The sequence below is a fragment of the Psychrobacter sp. JCM 18901 genome (genome assembly GCF_000586435.1).
In the GTDB taxonomy this organism is placed as follows: Bacteria; Pseudomonadota; Gammaproteobacteria; order Pseudomonadales; family Moraxellaceae; genus Psychrobacter.
The window spans coordinates 110,354-126,745 of sequence record NZ_BAWH01000007.1; the positions used below are offsets into that span (position 1 = coordinate 110,354).

The following is a 16,392-nucleotide window of genomic DNA, read 5'->3' on the forward strand; positions in this document are numbered from 1 at the left end:
AAGGTATAGGGAAATGATTATGAATAAGCGAAGTATATCTGTCCTACTGATCGCTATAATGGCACTACTGTCAGGTTGTGATCAGTCCGCGCAAGACCCGAACGTTCTTCTGTCCGAACATCAAAAAGACCCAATTGAGGAGCTAGAGGTTACCTCAGACGTGGATCACAGTCAGTTTAGTTACAAGCAAACCTTTTATGTGCCGATTTATTCTGATATCTATACCGATAGAGACGCTCGCAAGGTGCTGCTATCGGCGACGCTGAGTGTACGTAACACCACGCTCAAAAAGTCACTGTATATTAATAAAATTGATTATTATGATACAGATGGAGCATTGGTCAAGTCATATCTAGATAAGCCTATCGAGCTACCAGCGATGGCGACGCTTAACTATATCGTCGAAAAAGAAGAGGATAAAGGCGGGTCGGGCGCTAATTTTATCATCGAAGTCGAAGGTGTAGATGAAACGGTTAAACCAGTGATAGAAGCAGTCATGATTGGCAACTTTAGCAATAAAGGATTTGCCTTTAGTACAGAAGGCACGCCCGTGTTACATTGAGAGAGATAATCGGTACGTAGTTCAGAGCATTAAAAGAGCACTGTAGCATAGGTGGAAGTAATTTCTACTTTGCTAACTAGCGATGATCGTATAAATGTATTAAACGAATCAACATGGACAGTTCAATTCAAGGAAGCCTTATGTCTGCAACCAAAGAAGAAATCAGCGCCTTTATGGCATTGGAGTTCCCCCAAACCAAATGCGTCGTCGAGACGGTCAACGAAAATGGTGCGACCTTATCGCACGAGATTGGCATAAACGAGCTGCGTCCCGGTGGCACAGTTTCGGGACCTGTCATGATGGCCGTGGCTGATGTCGCCATCTATGTGGCGATACTCGGAAGAATAGGCATCGTCCCACTGACAGTGACGACAAGTCTGACCATCAACTTTTTGCGTAAACCATCAGCAGATGCTCGTATTATCGCCGAATGTACCTTGATGAAAGTAGGACGCACATTGATAGTAGGTGAGGTGTCTCTTTATTCAGAAGGCTCGGATGATGTCGTGGCTCACGTAGTCGGCACGTATTCGGTGCCGCCTAAGCGTACTTAAAACTAGGGTGTGTCTTCATTTCATAAGTCAAGGTGCTTGATGAAATAGCTAAACTCACTCATTCACTAGGATCTGAACCTGGTGGAAAGTTATGGCGTAATTGCGCAACATTAGCAGTCGTGACGGTGTCAGTGAAGTTGTTCAAATCGCTATGTACGTACTGTGTGACAGCTGCTATTTGTTCATCGCTCATTATGCGGTGGAATGATGGCATGCCGCGTAAGCCATTGATAATGATATTAATAATATAATATTTCGATTGCATCTTACTGTTATTGGCTAGTGGTGGATAGTAGCCTGCGCCTTGCGCACCTTCACCTTTTTGCATATGACAACCAGCACAAGAATCATCGTAGAGCTTTTTGCCATTGGTGGTAAGGAATCCTGTCTTACCTTGCGAGCTACCTTCAAATTTAGTGAGCCATTTCTGCATGCTGGCATCTTCACTCATCTTTGGTATTGAGCGTACATCGACTATATTGGTAGTAGATTCAGCCAATTCTGCTTTGGACATATATACGCCGCCCCATGCACCTTGATTGCGACTGGCTTGATTGTCAAAACTGTTGTCAAATATCATGGGTGCTGTCTGCGGGTTGGCGATAGTAGCTGCGTTTTTGGTTCTATTCTGACTACAGCCTGGCAACGTTGTTAACGCTATCGACCCGCCGACCATGAGCATTATTATTGCCTTGCTCGAGCTAGATAATTTGATTGAGTTTGCTGTCACCACGTTCATAATTGTTCCTAATGTGCTTAGTCTCATTGTTATCATCCTTGCTTCAACGGCAGACTGGTTATTCAAAGCTCATTACTCAAAAGTTAGCTATCCAAGTTTCTTGGCCTTTTGATGTAAGCGTTTGGCAGCATCCATACCGGATAATATCGCGCCTCTTGCCATGCAGGAATATGTGAGCAATGCTCTCCTGCTAACACAATACGATGATCTATCTCGCATAATGTCTCATAGTACTGCTCACGACTTGACTCGCTCCAAATACCGTAGCAGCCAAGTGACCAAGGGATACGGTGCCATGCGACAGACGTGCCCGAACGGAACTCTTTGGTATATTGCGGATGAATCTGTTTGCCATAGGCGAGCGCGGCATTGATACGTTCTTTGGGTGTCAATGAGTTAAATTTGTATGAGGCTTCCCCAAATCCATACGCGCCAAGTAGCACGCCCGAGCCTGAGCTAAACATATCTTGTGACGGGTAGGAGATTTGCGAGATGGGCATGTCAGTATAAGTGATACCGCCATAGATCCATTCATCCTCTTCCCAAAAACGCCTCTTAAACTCCAAACCTACTTTATACGAGCTGTCATAAGGGACGGCTGCCATCGCTTGTTTCATTGGCGCGGAGACGTTGATATCAATCTGAGTCAATATAGACAAGGGAATCGTACAAATGCACCAATCTGCGCGCACTGTTTTGGCTTCACTGTCAGGGCTATTGCTATCGACATAGTCAATGGTAACCCCAGTTTCGTCTTGATTGATTTTGGTGACTTTAGCATTGAATGTGATCATTTCGCGACACTCACGCGTGAAGGCATCACCGATTTTTCCCATACCGCCGACAGGCTGAAACATCGTTGGTTGATGTACATGGACGGTATAGTTGGTATAAATATCCGACCACATGCCTGAGTCTAGTAATTTGTCCATCGGTATGGGGGTTGATGGCTTGGCATCTGGCATAAGACCACCACCGGGATATACACTATAGCCACGATGCTTACCAGTCTCATGGCTTTTGACGTAACGGTAGCTGGTATCTAACACGCCCCAGCCCTTGAGACCTTCGAGTAATTTTTCTTTGTCCTCTTTATTGATCGTACTATCGAGACTGCCTTTATTTAAGGCTTTGGACAATAACTCTGATACATAACCACGAATATCGCTTTGTACTTCGCCTAAACGCTGTGGCGCGCCGTTAAAGTGATTGGTACGATGTAGATAAGCGCGATCATTGGTTTGGATAAATGCTGCAATGCGACGCCAAACTTTTTGCAGTAATGAAAGACCGCGTAGTGATGGATAGCAATCGCCATGGACCACCATTAAAGTAATTGCCTTTTTTTAAAGTCGCAAGTGACCTCAGCACCGCCCAGCTCTGTATATTTATCACCGCTGTTGAGTGTCCAGCTACGTCCGCCGCCACGATTTTGGTACTCAAGCACGGTCACTTTGTAGCCCGCTTTACGGAGCTCATAGGCTGCAGTCAGCCCGGCCAGTCCTGCACCCAAAATCACGATACTGGCACCAGCAGGTGCGCCTTTCAGATTCATTTCTTCGTTAAAGCTCGACTCGGATGCAAACCCCAACGTGGTCATCGCTTGATACATCGCAGTTGCGCCTGCGGTCTTGCCAATCATGGAGAGCAGTTGCCGCCGTGTAGGGGATTGGAGCAGGTCATTCATGTGAGTATCCTTATCGTGCTAGGTCTTTGCGTTATTATTGAAAATACTAATTTAGGCTTATTCTTTATAGCTAACTTTTTTTCTTTTATCACACGAGTGACATCCGCCGCGCTGACATCGCTACTTGGTAGACCACCAAACTTAACTCGTACATAGTTAGTAATATTAGCAATCTGTATAGGGCTTAAATCTTCTGAGAACCCGGGCATTTTTGGTGCTGTGTTAAATGCACCTTTTGCCCCAAAGGTAATGACGCCAATGAGTGCATCAGGTTTTACGCGGCGAATACTACTCAAACCAACGATGGAGGCATAGCGGGCATCGGGCTGTGCGTAACCATCGACCCCATGACAACTGGCGCAATGGATGAGATATAAATCTTTTGGCGAATTGCTGTTCAGACCGCTATTGTTGGAACTATTAGCAATATTGGTTTTGGCATGCGCCAGATAGTCTTTTTGCTCAAGTAAGTCGTAAATAATCGAGTTACTGACTGGTTGCGGTAGACGAGAGACATTGACAGGTATCAAATAATCATCGGTCTTAATGGCTGGCACGACTTTTAAGTAGTCAGCCATTGCGATCAGGTCTTCATCAGTGAGATAACGCGTACTGTGCGCCACAGCTTCTGCCATCGGGCCACCCGCGTAAGCGCGCTTATCAAGGGTGCCTGTACGCAGGTAAGTCACGATATCCATTTCGCTCCAACGACCAATCCCTGTGTCGTTGTCAGGGGTGATATTTGGTGCAAACCATTTACCAAGTGGTGCGCCAGATAAATAACGATCTTTATCAAGGCCTTGAGTTAAGTTACGCGGGGTATGACAGGTGCCACAGTGCTCTAGGTTATTGACCAGATACTCACCGCGCTGCTGGGTTTGGGTTAGGCCTGAGCGGTTTTCGGTAGAGGGTGCATTGATAACATTCCATGCCAGCATGAGGCTTCTGATATTCAATGGAAAAGGCAGATGCGTGGTTTTTCAGGTGGTTTGTCTACGATAGGTACTGTCTAAAAATAAGCGAATAAGGCACTGATGTTCTCATCTGTCATACCGTGATAAGACGGATAGGGCATGGCAGGATATATCTGATGATTTGGGGCGCGGCCTTTGCGTAAGGCTTTTTTTAAAATCGGCTTCGGTATAATTACCAATGCCATAGCGTGTCGACGGTGTGATATTGGTCGAGTAAATATTGCCGATAGGTGTTTCAATCGGCACACCGCCGCTGTAGTCTGCACGGTGACAAGCCATACAGTCAGCGCTGCGGGCTACATAAGCACCGCGGTTGGCAAGCGCGCTATTAGCAGGACTGACATTGGGTAGGCTTATTCGACTGGGCAAAGTTTCCATTGGCAGGCTGACCGTGCCTGCCATCACCACGGTAGACACTAAGCTGAATCCCAATGTCAGTGTTATTATCGAAGAAAATGACAATGCTGGCACGACGGCAGAAAATGGCTTCACAATGTCCTTATAATACCGATGAATCATGTCTAATTCCTTTTTAAGCTTTCTGCAAATCACTACCCGTATCTATTAAGACAGTGGCGAAACATTAAAAATACTATAGTCTGGCGGCTTCGACCTTGATACTTAAGTCAAGATTTTTGGTCAGTCCGAACCAAACGAATTTATTGATATTCCATTTTGTACGATTAATCGTAGCAGTGAACTCGCCACCGCAAACATCTTTTCTGATGCTTGTGTTTAGATAACAATCGAACTTAGTCGCGGTTAGGCTAATTGGGTGGGTCTCGCCATGCAGTGTCAATTGTCCATCTACCCGAGTGACCTGCGGGCTTTTTTTATCTTGATTGAAATACCATTTTGTCGATTCAAAATGTGCTGAAGGAAATCTCTGCATATCAAAAAAATTTAGGCCCCGTTAGACTATTATTGAAAGAAGGATTGCCTGTATTTAAGGAGTTTATCGGTATGATTAATGAGATATCACCTGATCTTAAGTTTGGATCGTATTGCAATTGACCTTTGATATTATAAAAGCCACCAGTCGTGGCTGAACTCTTAAAGCGTTCGATAGCAAATCGAATATGAGTGCTGGCAGGATTAATAGCGTAACTGGCAGCTTGACTGCTATTTGCAGCGCCTACGAGCAGCAGTGGAATGGTCAAAGAAGAATAGATATGTGATGGTTTTGGCCTAATAGACAACAAGCGCATAGCCACATTCCTTTACCGGCTATTGATATAGAGGAGCTATTCACAAGCGCTATCCGTGCGTTTGCTTAACAATAAGCCAGTGATTGTTTATTATTTATACAGGGTTTTTCAAATACTTAGTAGTGCTATTTTAGTAAAGAGATAACGAACAACTCTGTCATGCCCGAACGTCAATTCCAAGTATTGAAGCTAAGTACTGATACCTAATTATTGAAGCTAAGTACTGATGCATAGTTAATGAACCTAAGCGCTGACTTTAAGTGTTAGAGTGTTCAATGCTAGACAAGCTAAGACCAGTACATCCTTTATCGTCGTTAGTGCTATATGCTTTATTTTTAATCGATTGTTTGAAAAGTAAGGCTGCGAGCGCACAGGCTATGGTTAATGACAGCAGCATTGAGACCAATGTATGACTAAAGAAGTGATCGCCAAATAGCATCTTATACAGTCCCATTGTCCAGCCCAAAATAGTTACTGATATGACTATCTGGTAGCGGTATTTTCTTAGTGTCGGTAAAAAAAGCCAATCCATATAAAGAAAACCCTGCGCTGGCGTGAGCTGCTGGGAAGCATCTGGCAGGCGTTGCTGCTACGATGTTTTGCCAAAGATTGAGGTAGGGCAAATCTCCATTAAAAATAACCAAGTCATTTGGGCAACTAACATGGGTGACGCCTTTGAGCGTGGCAATGGTAGCAGGTACAATCGCCAGTATAATCAGTAGGTAGCCAATCTCGCGCATAGGTAAAGGAAGCAGAAACTGATCAAGCTTATTATGACTGAGCTTACTGCGATTTAGCTTATTGCAGTTTAGGGCAGTAGCATTAAGCCTTGACTGTCTGTACTTGATGATTAAAACCGCTATGAGATAGACTGCCAATAGAATCAATAATGCTTTGGGCAAATCATAAAAGATAAATGCATAAGGCTGCGCGCCTTTTTCAAGTAGCCAGTGACCATTGTTGTAAAAAAGCTCACTGATGCGTACATCTAATTGGCTATGCTCAAAAACTAAGGTGGCCATGATGGTCACGCACAGTAGTTTTAGCCAGTCCCAAGTCATTGCGTTGTTTTCTGAAGTCATGACTACACCTAATAACGTATATGCGATGTTGATGGATTTTAATACGACCTTTGTTTTATTGTTTACCTAAGATAGCGCTAGCAACGCATTGTGCTGTTAGGCGAGTGCTCGCCATGTTTTAATAAAATAGAGCAGACTTTAATAAAATAGAGCAGATAATGCCATTACCCATAAAACCATTAACAAACTTAACGCTAAGAACTGCGCCGCAGAGCCGACATCTTTTGCGATTTTTGCGAGCGGGTGTTTGGCTGTTGAAGTATGGTCAACGCAAGCTTCGAGTCCTGTGTTGATTAGCTCAACAATCAAAGATAAAAAAGAAGCGACGACTAGCATCATTTTTATACCAAGCGCAAAAGGCAAAACGATGACAGCAGCTAGCAGTACAAGATTGAGCCACACAACTTGTCTAAAAGCCGCTTCAAATTTATATGCGGCTTTAAAGCCATCTATAGAGTAACCAGTGGCTTTGATAATGCGGAGGATTCCCGCTTTACCTTTGGCATGACCTGCAAAGCTGTCAGCTGCAAGTGCACTATCATGTGCTGTTTGGTTGACAGAACTATGCTTGGTTGACGGGCCTACAAGGTTGGTATGAGTAATTTGCTTCATAGGGCATTCTTAATGGTCTATTAAAATTAAGATAGCCTGAGTATAAGACGGGAGAGGTTAAGAAAACGTTAAGAGGATATAGATGGTTGAGAATAAAGCGTAATGGTTGTTTAAATTTTTATTTTCCAATCAGTAATTATGATTAGGAAATGAATATGTCTTTGGATTATCATAAGGTTATTTATAATAAATACTAAAGGTGCTACCACCTGAGCGATTGGCTTGGTGAGTGAGCTGCCAGCCATATGCGACATGATACGCTGGACGATACTGAGTCCTAGACCTGAGCCTTCAACCTTATGTTTTGTCTCATGCTCCGACGACAGGATTGTTTGCTCGTCTTTATACTGAGACTCTAGTCGCTCAAACCGTTCATAGAGTAAAGGCATCATTGCCTCAGGAATACCTAAGCCAGTATCAGTCACCGTGATTTTTTCGTCATCGATAGTAATGGCTACTTCGCCATCCTCGGTATATTGAAACGCATTTTTTATGAGGTTGCCTAGTGCCATTTTTAGTAGTTCGGGCCGTACGTAAGCAATATATTCCTGCTCAGCAATTACCTGACAAGTGACAGACTTATACCGCAGTAAGTATTTTAGGCGCTGCATTTCTGCTAAAGCGATATTGTTGATAGAGGTTTGCGGTGCGTCTAACTTTTCAGGCGCGCGCGATAGTAGAAGCAGGGCGGTTATAATCTCGGAAGTTTCTTTGGCAGTAGTGCTAATGCGGTTGGTAAATTCATTTAAGTGGCTGTCAGCGTCTAATTGCGAGGCCAATACCTCGGAAGCTCCCATGATAATAGTCAACGGCGTGCGTAACTCGTGGCTGACATCACCAGTAAACAGTTGCTCGCGCTTGAGATATTGCTCTAACTTGTGGTTTTTTTCATCGATGGCCCGTGCCAAGACACCAACCTCAGATGGCAAGTGTGTCAAATCGCTTAAGTTATGATGATCGGTCTCGACGGCTTGCTTCAAATCCAATAAAGGCTTGATGATCTGTTTGGAAGATAACTGAGAGAAGATAGCGGCGATAAGTAAGCTTAGAATCACGGCTACTTTTAGCGTATCTGCAAATATGTCTTCTAGGTGCTCAAATATCGCCAAGACTGGGTAATTTTCCATCACCATTTCGGTGTTTTCTAGGTAAGTCAAAATATAGGTTTGACCGTCTTGGGTGTAGGCGAAAAGATGCAAGTTGCATGACCTGCCCCAGATTCTTTATTAACAGTGACAGAAGTCTCTTGCACCGTGTCATTGGCTATCGCTTGTAAACTAGTAGGTGCTTTATCATAGCGATAAATCTTGATACCTGGCTCGGCGATATAGATAGGCTGATCACCATGTTTTTCTTGGCTAAGCTCTAGCTGCTGCAACAGGCGAGCCTTGACCAAATCTTGCTCTATTCGGCTCTCTGCGTACAAGAAAATACTGACAAAAGCTGCGCACAGTAATAATGCGAATATGAAGTAAGACAGTCTGAACTTATTGGCTATAGAGTCTATATTGAGCATGGCATGGGACAACCTAATAGAAAAGGGCTATATATAATAGAGCTATATATAATAGAGCAATAAATACGATACGGTCAGTCAGTTAGTAAATTGGATAAGGTTTATTCAATCCATACTGCAATGATGACTACGCGCTTGCTGATTTATTAGGGTCAACAACTTGGTAACCTACGCCAGGTACTGTGACTATCATAGGTGTGTCAAATGGCTTATCGACCTGTGCACGTACGCTATGCATATGGGTGCGCAGTGCATCACTACTCGGTATATCTAGTCCCCATACTTTTTCTTCAATCTCAGTTTTACTGACGACTCTAGGCGCTGCGCTCATTAGGATATGCAATATTTTAAATCCAGTTGGGGTGAGCTTCAGTGATTGTCCCGCACGCATAATAGTATGCTCACTATTGTTCAAGGATAGCGATCCGACTGCAATACTGTGGGCAAAATGATCGTCCTCGGTGCGACGTATGAGCGCTTTGATGCGGCACTCTAGCTCAACCAACGAAAACGGCTTGACCAAATAATCATCAGCGCCGCTATCAAACCCAGCGACTTTATCCAAGATTGTATCGCGAGCCGTGAGCATTAGCACGGGCGTTTTGTCATGCAGCTCTTCTCTGAGTTTTTTGCACAGCTGCGTGCCATCCATACCGGGCAGCATCACATCTAGCAATATCACATCATAACGATTGTTTGAGGCGAGTGTTAGCCCGCTATAGCCGTTGTGCGCGTTGTCCAACTCAAACCCTTTTGGCTCAAAAAAAGCATAAATATTGGCCACGATATCGGGGTTGTCTTCAATGACGAGTATCTTGTACATGATGCTGACCTAAAAAATAGTAATTACCTAAAAGGACTGAGTAATATAAAAACGAATGTAGAGAGCTGTTTTAATAAATTATTTGGAATAACTCACTTTTAACCACTCAATTAGAATTGGCCAGTTTGAAAAAAGTTGCTTCACCTTTGACTTCATCGGTCGTAATACCGAAAAAGCTAAGCAACGTCGGCGTAATAAAATCGTGCGACACTGGCTGATTGACCATACTAGAAAGACTTTCAGTATCGATACTATTGCTATTAGGCGACCAAACTATCGTAGGCACGTGTTTTTGGGTATCTGGTGCGAACTTATAGGGTAAGCCGTGCAGGTAGATATTATTTTCACCCAAACTCTCCCCGTGATCACTAATATATACCATTACCACATCATAATCTTGCTCATAAGGCTTTAACATATCAATCACATTACTCAAAAAGTGATCAGTATAGCGAATCGCATTATCGTAACCATTTATCACAGACTGAGCATCGCACTTAGATAGCTCATTGGTCATGCAAACAGGATTATATTTTTCAAATGCTTTGGGATAGCGCTGATAATAGGCGGGGCCATGATTGCCCATTTGATGCAGCAAAATAAGTGTGTCTTTCGGCATCTCTTTCTGTGAGCTGCCTGACTTTACAAGTTCATCAAACCCATCAAGCATACCGATATCTCGGCATTCGACATCACAGTTCGGATTGGTATCAGCCGTTTTGTAGTCCTCAAAAGTAACACGATCAGCCACGCCTTTAGAGCTAGAGTTGTTGTCTCGCCAAATGACATTGATTCCTTGCTTGCTTAGCGTATCGAGTACGTTTTCATTGTACTTGGCGATATCAATATCATAATTTTCCCGATTTGCATAACTGAACATACATGGCACTGAATAAGCCGTAGAAGTGCCGCAGGAGACGGCATCTTTAAAGCTATAAAGGTCTGTCTGCTTTGAGAGCAGGGGTGTGGTATTGCGTGTATAGCCGTTCAAACCGAAGTGATCTGCGCGAGCCGTTTCCCCAACCACAAACACCATTAGTTTAGGTTTGCCGCCGCCAGTAATACTATTAGCAGGTGACACACGCTTTGCATCCGTCGCATGCAGCGTCAAAGTATCAGGACGGCGTAGCTCATCGACATAGTTTTCACCAAGTTTGATCGTAGAGTAAATAGGCGTGATCGGATTGGCATAAGAGCGAACTTGTTTATGTTGACGAAAGAAGCTGGCGTACTGGTCACCAAATGGCAAAATACAAACGGCGATTAGCGCGACAGACAGTATCAAGGTGGCTGTTTTTTGTAGTATGCCTCGCTGCCAAGTAAAGCGTTTTAGACGAATTTTGCTAATGATAAATGCTGGCAACATGCCTAATATCAGCAGTCGAATAACCATGCTGGGGGCAAACAATCCCATCGCCTCTGCTTGATCGGTCTCCAGACTATTGATCAGCATATTGGTGTCAAATATCGTCCCGTAAGCGTCGGTAAAATAACCGCAAATGGCAGCGATAATCAGTAGCGTAGCCAGTACCGGCTTAGCAATTGGACGATAGCAAAGTAGTTGTAATACCAGCCACATCAATCCAAACAACAAGCCTGTAATGGAGAGTATAAAACCTATATTTTTGTTAAATGGATAGACCGCCAGCACCTGCTCAAAGAACCCAATATTTGCAGTCGCTACCAAATATACAGCCACGATGATAATAAGATAACTGAGATTTATCTCGCGATCATAGAGCTTACTAAGGTAGCTAGTCTTTGTATTGGCGTTGGGTGCGTTGATTTTTAGCGCATTGGTTTTGATGACTTGAGGTATGGACATACAGATACTTCTCAACAGATGGTAGGAAACGTCATTCCTTACCATAGCAAGTGGTCTGTTAAGAAGATGTTAAGGCAGTTGATGCTAACTATCATAAGTTAGATGTTGTGTGGATTGTTGAGACGATTTTATACATTCAAATTAGGCAGGGTTCATCATTGCCATTAACTGGGGTTTGTCCTTTATGGTGATAAAACCATAGTGCATATCGATAAGGTGCTGCTTTTGCCACGATTGAATAACTTTATTGATGGTTTGTCTGGTGGTGCCAAGCATAAAGCCAAGCTCTTCTTGCGATAAGCGCAGATCTATCTTGATATCATCTCCTATTTGCTGTCCATAAGTGTCAATCAGTCCAATCAGCATGCTAGCCAATCGCGCTGAGGTATTGAGTGAGGTAGCATCATCAATCCAATCAAATGCTCGGCGGATTCGCTCGCAGGTTATAAGCGCGAGGTGCTTGTATAAAATCGGATGCAACTGCGCTGTTTGAATCACTAGATTCCTAGGGATTGAGATTAGCGTTACTTTTTTAATCGTCCACGCATCATGGGTGCGAGGATTGTCATCTATGATAGATATCTCACCAAACCACTCGCCACTAGATAGATGCACCAGTGTCATAGCATGGCCACTAGCGCTCACATTACACACTCTAATCGTACCCGACACGACAAAGTGTAGCGCTGCATCATCGTTGTCACCGATGGCATGAATCATTTGGCCTTTTTGGTATACCTTTAGCACCGCATCGCCTGCCAATAGCGGCTGCACAATGGCTGGTAATTGACTAAACCATGGGTCGTTATTTAAATAATGATTGATATTCATAAGTGTAATGTTTTTGACAGATTGGTTTTATGAAATGGTGTAAAGTAATCATTCAGGATATCTAACACAGTAAAGGAATACACCATGCAAACAACTATGCAAACCGCGACATCGACCGATTCAACCTCGAGTGTACACCATAACATGAGCGAGCAAGAGTGGCAGATGCGCGTAAATCTTGCCGCCTGTTATCGAATGATTGCTTCTTATGGTTGGGATGATCTGGTATTCACTCATATCTCTGCGCGCGTACCAGGTACTGAGGATGAGTTTTTAATCAATCCGTACGGGATGTTATTTGAAGAGATTACCGCTTCTAGTTTGGTCAAGGTTAACAAAGCAGGCGAAAAAGTAGCGCCGTCAGAGTTTGAGGTTAATCCAGCTGGATTTATCATTCATAGTGCTGTGCACGAGGCTCGTGATGATGCGCATTGCGTCATTCATTTGCACACCAATGATGGCGTTGCCGTCTCAGCGCAAGAAAAAGGCCTGCTACCTATCTCGCAACAGTCATTATTTCCGCTATCTAACTTGGCATACCACGACTACGAAGGCGTCGCATTAAACCCTGAAGAAAAGGTTCGTTTGGTTGCTGATTTAGGCGATGCTCACTTTATGATTTTGCGTAACCATGGTCTGCTCACCTGTGCCGATACGGTTGCCAATGCGTTCTTATACATGTATATCATGCAAAGAGCGTGTGAAATTCAGATCAAAGCGCAGAGCGGAGGAGGTGCCTTGACGCCGATACCAGCACAAATATTGGCAGGTATCCAAGCTGCATCAGAGCAAGTGACTCGAGCGCGAATGGTGACATCGCTTGGCCTGCGTTACTAAGAAAACTGCGCCGCACCGACCCATCATTGAGGAGTAAATCTCTAATGATAACTCTTGATGAGTGGCAACGGCAGGGACAATATGAATCCATTAACGGGCACCAAATATTTACTCGGTATGCAGGGGATAAGAGTGCGCCTGCATTGCTATTGATTCATGGTTATCCTAGTGCCAGTTGGGACTGGGAGGGCATGTGGGATGCGCTAACCGAGCATTATTATGTCATCACCCTCGATATGCTAGGGTTTGGGTTGTCAGACAAACCCAAAAACGCGCGCTATCTAATCAGTGAGCAGGCTGATATTTATCAAGCGGTTTTAGAAAAACTGGACGTCAGTGATTATCATATATTAGCGCATGACTATGGTGATACGGTGACTCAGGAGTTACTAGCCAGACAAGTTGAGGGTAGCGCTGAGCGACACATTGCTAGCGTATGCTTTTTAAATGGTGGTCTGTTCCCTGAGACGCACAAACCTATCTTGGTACAGAAACTACTGCTATCGCCATTGGGTCCTCTGGTATCGAAGCTGATTAATAAGCAGAAATTTGCAGGCAGTCTACAACGGATATTTGGCCCCGACACGCAGCCCACAGTAGAGGTGATAGACACGCTATGGCAGCTGTTAAGTCATAATGATGGGTTGGGTGTGATGCATAAGCTGATTAACTATATGCCCCAACGTCAGCAGTACCGCGAGCGATGGGTAGGCGCGATTATCAACAGTACTGTACCGGTTAAACTGATCGCAGGTGCCAAAGACCCCATCTCAGGACAGCATATGATGGATCGTTATCGTCAGCTGATACCCAATGCTGATATAACCAATATGCCTATGCTAGGCCACTATCCGCAGGTAGAAGATGCGGCAGCAATCACAGCGGCCTATCTACAATTTAGAAACAGTATTCTGTAAATACAGTTCAATCTAACAAACTCAGGGCATCAAATGATGCTCTGCGTTTGTTATTCTCTTATCATCCTTTAACTCTCAAAAAAATGCATCATTCTAAATGAGACTAATATCCGTGAGCGCAGTCACAGAGCTGTGCAAAAGGTTTTTGATAAAACGATCACCAAAAAACGGCGAGTTATCATTAAATGGCCTATATGCGCAGTGCTACAAGATACTAATGACTTGATAAAAAGATATTTTGAAAAATTTGAGATTTTGGAGCGTAGTATAAGAGGTTGTCTTTTCCAGTCCCCACTAGGGACTTAAACCTCAACACTATCTGTCCAAGAGAACTCTTCTAAGATACGCATCCACTGATCGTCTAATCCTGCTGTTAGTACTAGTGGCTCACCAGTGACGGGGTGGCTGAGCGCCAAAGTCTGTGCATGCAGCAACATACGCGTGCAATCATAGTGAGTACGAAAAAAATCGTGTGTGACGTATATCGCCGTGACTGGTATCACCTACGATGTGATGGAATACATGTCTCATATGCCGACGCAGCTGATGTTTGCGTCCAGTTTCAGGCGTTAAGCGCACCAGACTATAGCGGCTAGTGGCATGCTTTTTTTGATACTGCAAATGGCAGCTCAATTTGTGCCAAGCTCTGCCAGTGAGTCACCGCTTCTTGAGCAGGTTTATCTAAGTTAGCAAATTTATCGGCAATGGCATCAGGTTTAAAGCTAAGCGCATAATCAACAGTACCTTGTTCAGACATAAAGCCACGCACCACGGCCAAATATTGCTTGGTCACTTTGCGTTCAGTAAACGCTTCGGTAAGGCTACGTGCAACGGCTGAGCTCTTAGCAAACAACAATACACCTGATGTGGGTTTGTCTAACCTATGTACTGGAAACACATGGCAGCCTACCGCATCACGGGTGAGCTGCATGGCAAAGCGTGTCTCGCCTTTGTCCAGCCAACTGCGATGCACCAACAGACCAGCCTCTTTATTAATCGCTACTATATACTCATCTTCATAGATAATTTCTATTTGATCAGCAGTATTGCCTTCGATATCCATGTTTTCAGTGCTCATATTTTAGATGCGTCAATTATATATCCTTTTTATTGTACCTGTAGTGGCATAATAAATTTAGAGCCAAACTTTGAGTACGGTATCTTGGTTTCAGAAGGGCAGGTAGAGTCCGAAGGCAAGGTTTGTCGACAAGACCAGTTATTCCGTTTTCATGATAGCGATGTCGCCAATAACAAAAGTATTAAGTTGGCCGCCAAAAAGGGCACACGTAGCATGTTCATCGGCGGCGAACCGCTTAATAACCAAGTACTAACGTGGTGGAACTTCGTTGCTGATAACAAAGCTGAGGTTGAGCAATCTATTATAAATTGGAATAATGGCCATGAGCGTTTCGTCAATGTTGACTCTGATATGAAGCGCTTGCCTGCACCTGAATTACCTAGGGGCTTTAAAGGCTGATTAAAGTTTGTCTCGCCCCTCACTATTTGACCTTAACTCGTAGAAAACTGCTTAAGTAAAATAAGGGTAGTTTGATGTAAGGATTAGAAGGGGTAGGTCGACCAAAAACCAAATCCTGATTCGCACATAATTACCACGATGGTAAAGCATATGCGAATCAGGACAGCATTTGAGGCATACTCCAGTTAGCTTACAATCAAAACGCCAATGCTTAAGTTCTATAAAGGACTTTTACGACATGCCAGCCAAATTTGGTCTTTACTAAATGCGGGGTAAATAGTTCGCCAGTAAAGCAAACCTTATCGAATGGCCCTACCATATCACCTTTGCCAAACTCGCCTAAGCTGCCACCTTTTTTACCTGATGGGCAAGTTGAGTATCGTTTGGCCAGTACATCAAATTTAGCGCCTTTTTTTAAGCTTGGCAATAATGTCCTCAGCTTGTTCTTTATGTTTTACTAAAATGTGCAATGCGCTAGCGGTACGAGCCATAATGTAACCCTTTTATAAAATATCAATTATCAGGATATTATATCACTACTTACATTGGTTGCTAACCTCACTTGTAGGTGCTGAGTTCTCCCAAGTCATCCTTATACAATCGTGACTATAGGGGTTGGAGTAAAGAAGTTTTAGTCATGTAGTGTTTTATTTAAACTACAGTCCTTAAATGACGGACATAAAAAAAACCTCAATCTTTAGATTGAGGCTTTCCTAGTTGGGTGGCCGTACTTTACTCATATCAAACT

19 protein-coding genes and 2 pseudogenes are annotated in these 16,392 nt (G+C 43.7%); 5 read left to right on the forward strand and 16 right to left on the reverse strand.

What is annotated here, in order from left to right; genetic code table 11:
* The first annotated feature begins 19 nt into the window (after nt 1-19).
* Both TT11_RS07365 and TT11_RS07370 read left to right on the forward strand, forming a co-directional pair.
* Nucleotides 20-562, forward strand: a complete 543-nt coding sequence (locus TT11_RS07365; protein ID WP_261869828.1) for a DUF3124 domain-containing protein — start codon at nt 20-22, stop codon at nt 560-562.
* 140 nt (nt 563-702) lie between these two features.
* Nucleotides 703-1,116 (forward strand): PaaI family thioesterase, encoded by a 414-nt coding sequence (locus TT11_RS07370; protein ID WP_238051780.1) that lies wholly within the window; start codon nt 703-705, stop codon nt 1,114-1,116.
* A 58-nt stretch (nt 1,117-1,174) separates the two neighbouring features.
* Here the strand turns inward: TT11_RS07370 and TT11_RS07375 are convergent, their stop codons facing one another.
* From TT11_RS07375 to TT11_RS07435, 13 genes and pseudogenes are all read right to left on the reverse strand, one after another.
* A complete protein-coding gene (locus tag TT11_RS07375; protein WP_261869830.1) occupies nt 1,175-1,855 on the reverse strand; it encodes a cytochrome c in 681 nt (226 codons plus the stop codon).
* A gap of 87 nt (nt 1,856-1,942) precedes the next feature.
* Nucleotides 1,943-3,542: pseudogene (locus tag TT11_RS07380) on the reverse strand (flavin monoamine oxidase family protein).
* Nucleotides 3,539-4,480 (reverse strand): cytochrome c, encoded by a 942-nt coding sequence (locus tag TT11_RS07385; protein ID WP_261869832.1) that lies wholly within the window; start codon nt 4,478-4,480, stop codon nt 3,539-3,541. The pseudogene TT11_RS07380 and the gene TT11_RS07385 overlap by 4 nt, the downstream one beginning before the upstream one ends.
* Nucleotides 4,481-4,582: 102 nt before the next feature.
* Nucleotides 4,583-5,035 (reverse strand): hypothetical protein, encoded by a 453-nt coding sequence (locus TT11_RS07390; RefSeq protein ID WP_261869833.1) that lies wholly within the window; start codon nt 5,033-5,035, stop codon nt 4,583-4,585.
* Between the two features lie 73 nt (nt 5,036-5,108).
* Nucleotides 5,109-5,408: a YceI family protein gene (locus tag TT11_RS07395; RefSeq protein ID WP_261869834.1), complete on the reverse strand. Its 300-nt coding sequence runs from the start codon at nt 5,406-5,408 to the stop codon at nt 5,109-5,111.
* 1 nt (nt 5,409) lies between these two features.
* Nucleotides 5,410-5,724 (reverse strand): YceI family protein, encoded by a 315-nt coding sequence (locus tag TT11_RS07400; RefSeq protein WP_261869836.1) that lies wholly within the window; start codon nt 5,722-5,724, stop codon nt 5,410-5,412.
* Nucleotides 5,725-6,164: 440 nt separating this feature from the next.
* Complete coding sequence (locus TT11_RS07405) at nt 6,165-6,806, reverse strand: phosphatase PAP2 family protein (protein ID WP_261869837.1); 642 nt, start codon at nt 6,804-6,806, stop codon at nt 6,165-6,167.
* A 138-nt stretch (nt 6,807-6,944) separates the two neighbouring features.
* Complete coding sequence (locus tag TT11_RS07410) at nt 6,945-7,418, reverse strand: diacylglycerol kinase (RefSeq protein WP_102093712.1); 474 nt, start codon at nt 7,416-7,418, stop codon at nt 6,945-6,947.
* A gap of 110 nt (nt 7,419-7,528) precedes the next feature.
* Nucleotides 7,529-8,545 (reverse strand): HAMP domain-containing sensor histidine kinase, encoded by a 1,017-nt coding sequence (locus tag TT11_RS07415; protein WP_261869838.1) that lies wholly within the window; start codon nt 8,543-8,545, stop codon nt 7,529-7,531.
* Nucleotides 8,546-8,571: 26 nt separating this feature from the next.
* Nucleotides 8,572-8,934 carry a hypothetical protein gene (locus tag TT11_RS07420; RefSeq protein WP_261869839.1) on the reverse strand — a complete coding sequence of 121 codons (363 nt, stop codon included), beginning with the start codon at nt 8,932-8,934 and terminating at the stop codon, nt 8,572-8,574.
* Between the two features lie 127 nt (nt 8,935-9,061).
* Entirely contained in the window at nt 9,062-9,757 is a 696-nt protein-coding gene (locus TT11_RS07425; RefSeq protein ID WP_261869841.1) for a response regulator transcription factor, read from the reverse strand.
* A 106-nt stretch (nt 9,758-9,863) separates the two neighbouring features.
* Complete coding sequence (locus TT11_RS07430; RefSeq protein ID WP_261869843.1) at nt 9,864-11,582, reverse strand: phosphoethanolamine transferase; 1,719 nt, start codon at nt 11,580-11,582, stop codon at nt 9,864-9,866.
* Nucleotides 11,583-11,723: 141 nt separating this feature from the next.
* Nucleotides 11,724-12,413, reverse strand: coding sequence for a Crp/Fnr family transcriptional regulator (locus TT11_RS07435; protein WP_261869845.1), 690 nt, complete (start codon nt 12,411-12,413; stop codon nt 11,724-11,726).
* Nucleotides 12,414-12,497: 84 nt separating this feature from the next.
* Here TT11_RS07435 and TT11_RS07440 point away from each other — a divergent pair, with 84 nt between their 5' ends.
* Both TT11_RS07440 and TT11_RS07445 read left to right on the forward strand, forming a co-directional pair.
* Nucleotides 12,498-13,250 carry a class II aldolase/adducin family protein gene (locus TT11_RS07440; protein ID WP_261869847.1) on the forward strand — a complete coding sequence of 251 codons (753 nt, stop codon included), beginning with the start codon at nt 12,498-12,500 and terminating at the stop codon, nt 13,248-13,250.
* Nucleotides 13,251-13,294: 44 nt separating this feature from the next.
* On the forward strand, nt 13,295-14,167 hold the full coding sequence (locus tag TT11_RS07445; RefSeq protein ID WP_261869849.1) for an alpha/beta fold hydrolase: 873 nt from the start codon (nt 13,295-13,297) through the stop codon (nt 14,165-14,167).
* A gap of 447 nt (nt 14,168-14,614) precedes the next feature.
* Here TT11_RS07445 and TT11_RS07450 read toward each other — a convergent pair whose 3' ends face one another.
* Complete coding sequence (locus TT11_RS07450) at nt 14,615-14,746, reverse strand: hypothetical protein (protein ID WP_261869865.1); 132 nt, start codon at nt 14,744-14,746, stop codon at nt 14,615-14,617.
* 13 nt (nt 14,747-14,759) lie between these two features.
* Entirely contained in the window at nt 14,760-15,245 is a 486-nt protein-coding gene (locus TT11_RS07455; RefSeq protein ID WP_261869851.1) for a pseudouridine synthase, read from the reverse strand.
* Between TT11_RS07455 and TT11_RS07460 the strand changes: the two genes are divergently transcribed.
* The gene (locus TT11_RS07460; RefSeq protein WP_261869853.1) at nt 15,135-15,644 is read left to right on the forward strand and encodes a pirin-like C-terminal cupin domain-containing protein; all 510 of its coding nucleotides are present in this window, start codon (nt 15,135-15,137) and stop codon (nt 15,642-15,644) included. The genes TT11_RS07455 and TT11_RS07460 overlap by 111 nt on opposite strands.
* A 211-nt stretch (nt 15,645-15,855) precedes the next feature.
* Here the strand turns inward: TT11_RS07460 and TT11_RS07465 are convergent.
* Nucleotides 15,856-16,135: pseudogene (locus TT11_RS07465) on the reverse strand (peptidylprolyl isomerase).
* Between the last annotated feature and the right edge of the window lie 257 nt (nt 16,136-16,392).

Bases quoted from the DNA above. Each gene is read 5' to 3' on its own strand.
- TT11_RS07455 (WP_261869851.1), bottom strand. From the start codon at position 15,245: ATGAGCACTGAAAACATGGATATCGAAGGCAATACTGCTGATCAAATA.
- TT11_RS07440 (WP_261869847.1), top strand. From the start codon at position 12,498: ATGCAAACAACTATGCAAACCGCGACATCGACCGATTCAACCTCGAGT.
- TT11_RS07395 (WP_261869834.1), bottom strand. From the start codon at position 5,408: ATGCAGAGATTTCCTTCAGCACATTTTGAATCGACAAAATGGTATTTC.
- TT11_RS07365 (WP_261869828.1), top strand. From the start codon at position 20: ATGAATAAGCGAAGTATATCTGTCCTACTGATCGCTATAATGGCACTA.
- TT11_RS07415 (WP_261869838.1), bottom strand. From the start codon at position 8,545: ATGGAAAATTACCCAGTCTTGGCGATATTTGAGCACCTAGAAGACATA.
- TT11_RS07435 (WP_261869845.1), bottom strand. From the start codon at position 12,413: ATGAATATCAATCATTATTTAAATAACGACCCATGGTTTAGTCAATTA.
- TT11_RS07400 (WP_261869836.1), bottom strand. From the start codon at position 5,724: ATGCGCTTGTTGTCTATTAGGCCAAAACCATCACATATCTATTCTTCT.
- TT11_RS07460 (WP_261869853.1), top strand. From the start codon at position 15,135: ATGCACCAACAGACCAGCCTCTTTATTAATCGCTACTATATACTCATC.
- TT11_RS07420 (WP_261869839.1), bottom strand. From the start codon at position 8,934: ATGCTCAATATAGACTCTATAGCCAATAAGTTCAGACTGTCTTACTTC.
- TT11_RS07445 (WP_261869849.1), top strand. From the start codon at position 13,295: ATGATAACTCTTGATGAGTGGCAACGGCAGGGACAATATGAATCCATT.
- TT11_RS07370 (WP_238051780.1), top strand. From the start codon at position 703: ATGTCTGCAACCAAAGAAGAAATCAGCGCCTTTATGGCATTGGAGTTC.
- TT11_RS07430 (WP_261869843.1), bottom strand. From the start codon at position 11,582: ATGTCCATACCTCAAGTCATCAAAACCAATGCGCTAAAAATCAACGCA.
- TT11_RS07385 (WP_261869832.1), bottom strand. From the start codon at position 4,480: ATGCTGGCATGGAATGTTATCAATGCACCCTCTACCGAAAACCGCTCA.
- TT11_RS07425 (WP_261869841.1), bottom strand. From the start codon at position 9,757: ATGTACAAGATACTCGTCATTGAAGACAACCCCGATATCGTGGCCAAT.
- TT11_RS07375 (WP_261869830.1), bottom strand. From the start codon at position 1,855: ATGAACGTGGTGACAGCAAACTCAATCAAATTATCTAGCTCGAGCAAG.
- TT11_RS07405 (WP_261869837.1), bottom strand. From the start codon at position 6,806: ATGACTTCAGAAAACAACGCAATGACTTGGGACTGGCTAAAACTACTG.
- TT11_RS07410 (WP_102093712.1), bottom strand. From the start codon at position 7,418: ATGAAGCAAATTACTCATACCAACCTTGTAGGCCCGTCAACCAAGCAT.
- TT11_RS07390 (WP_261869833.1), bottom strand. From the start codon at position 5,035: ATGATTCATCGGTATTATAAGGACATTGTGAAGCCATTTTCTGCCGTC.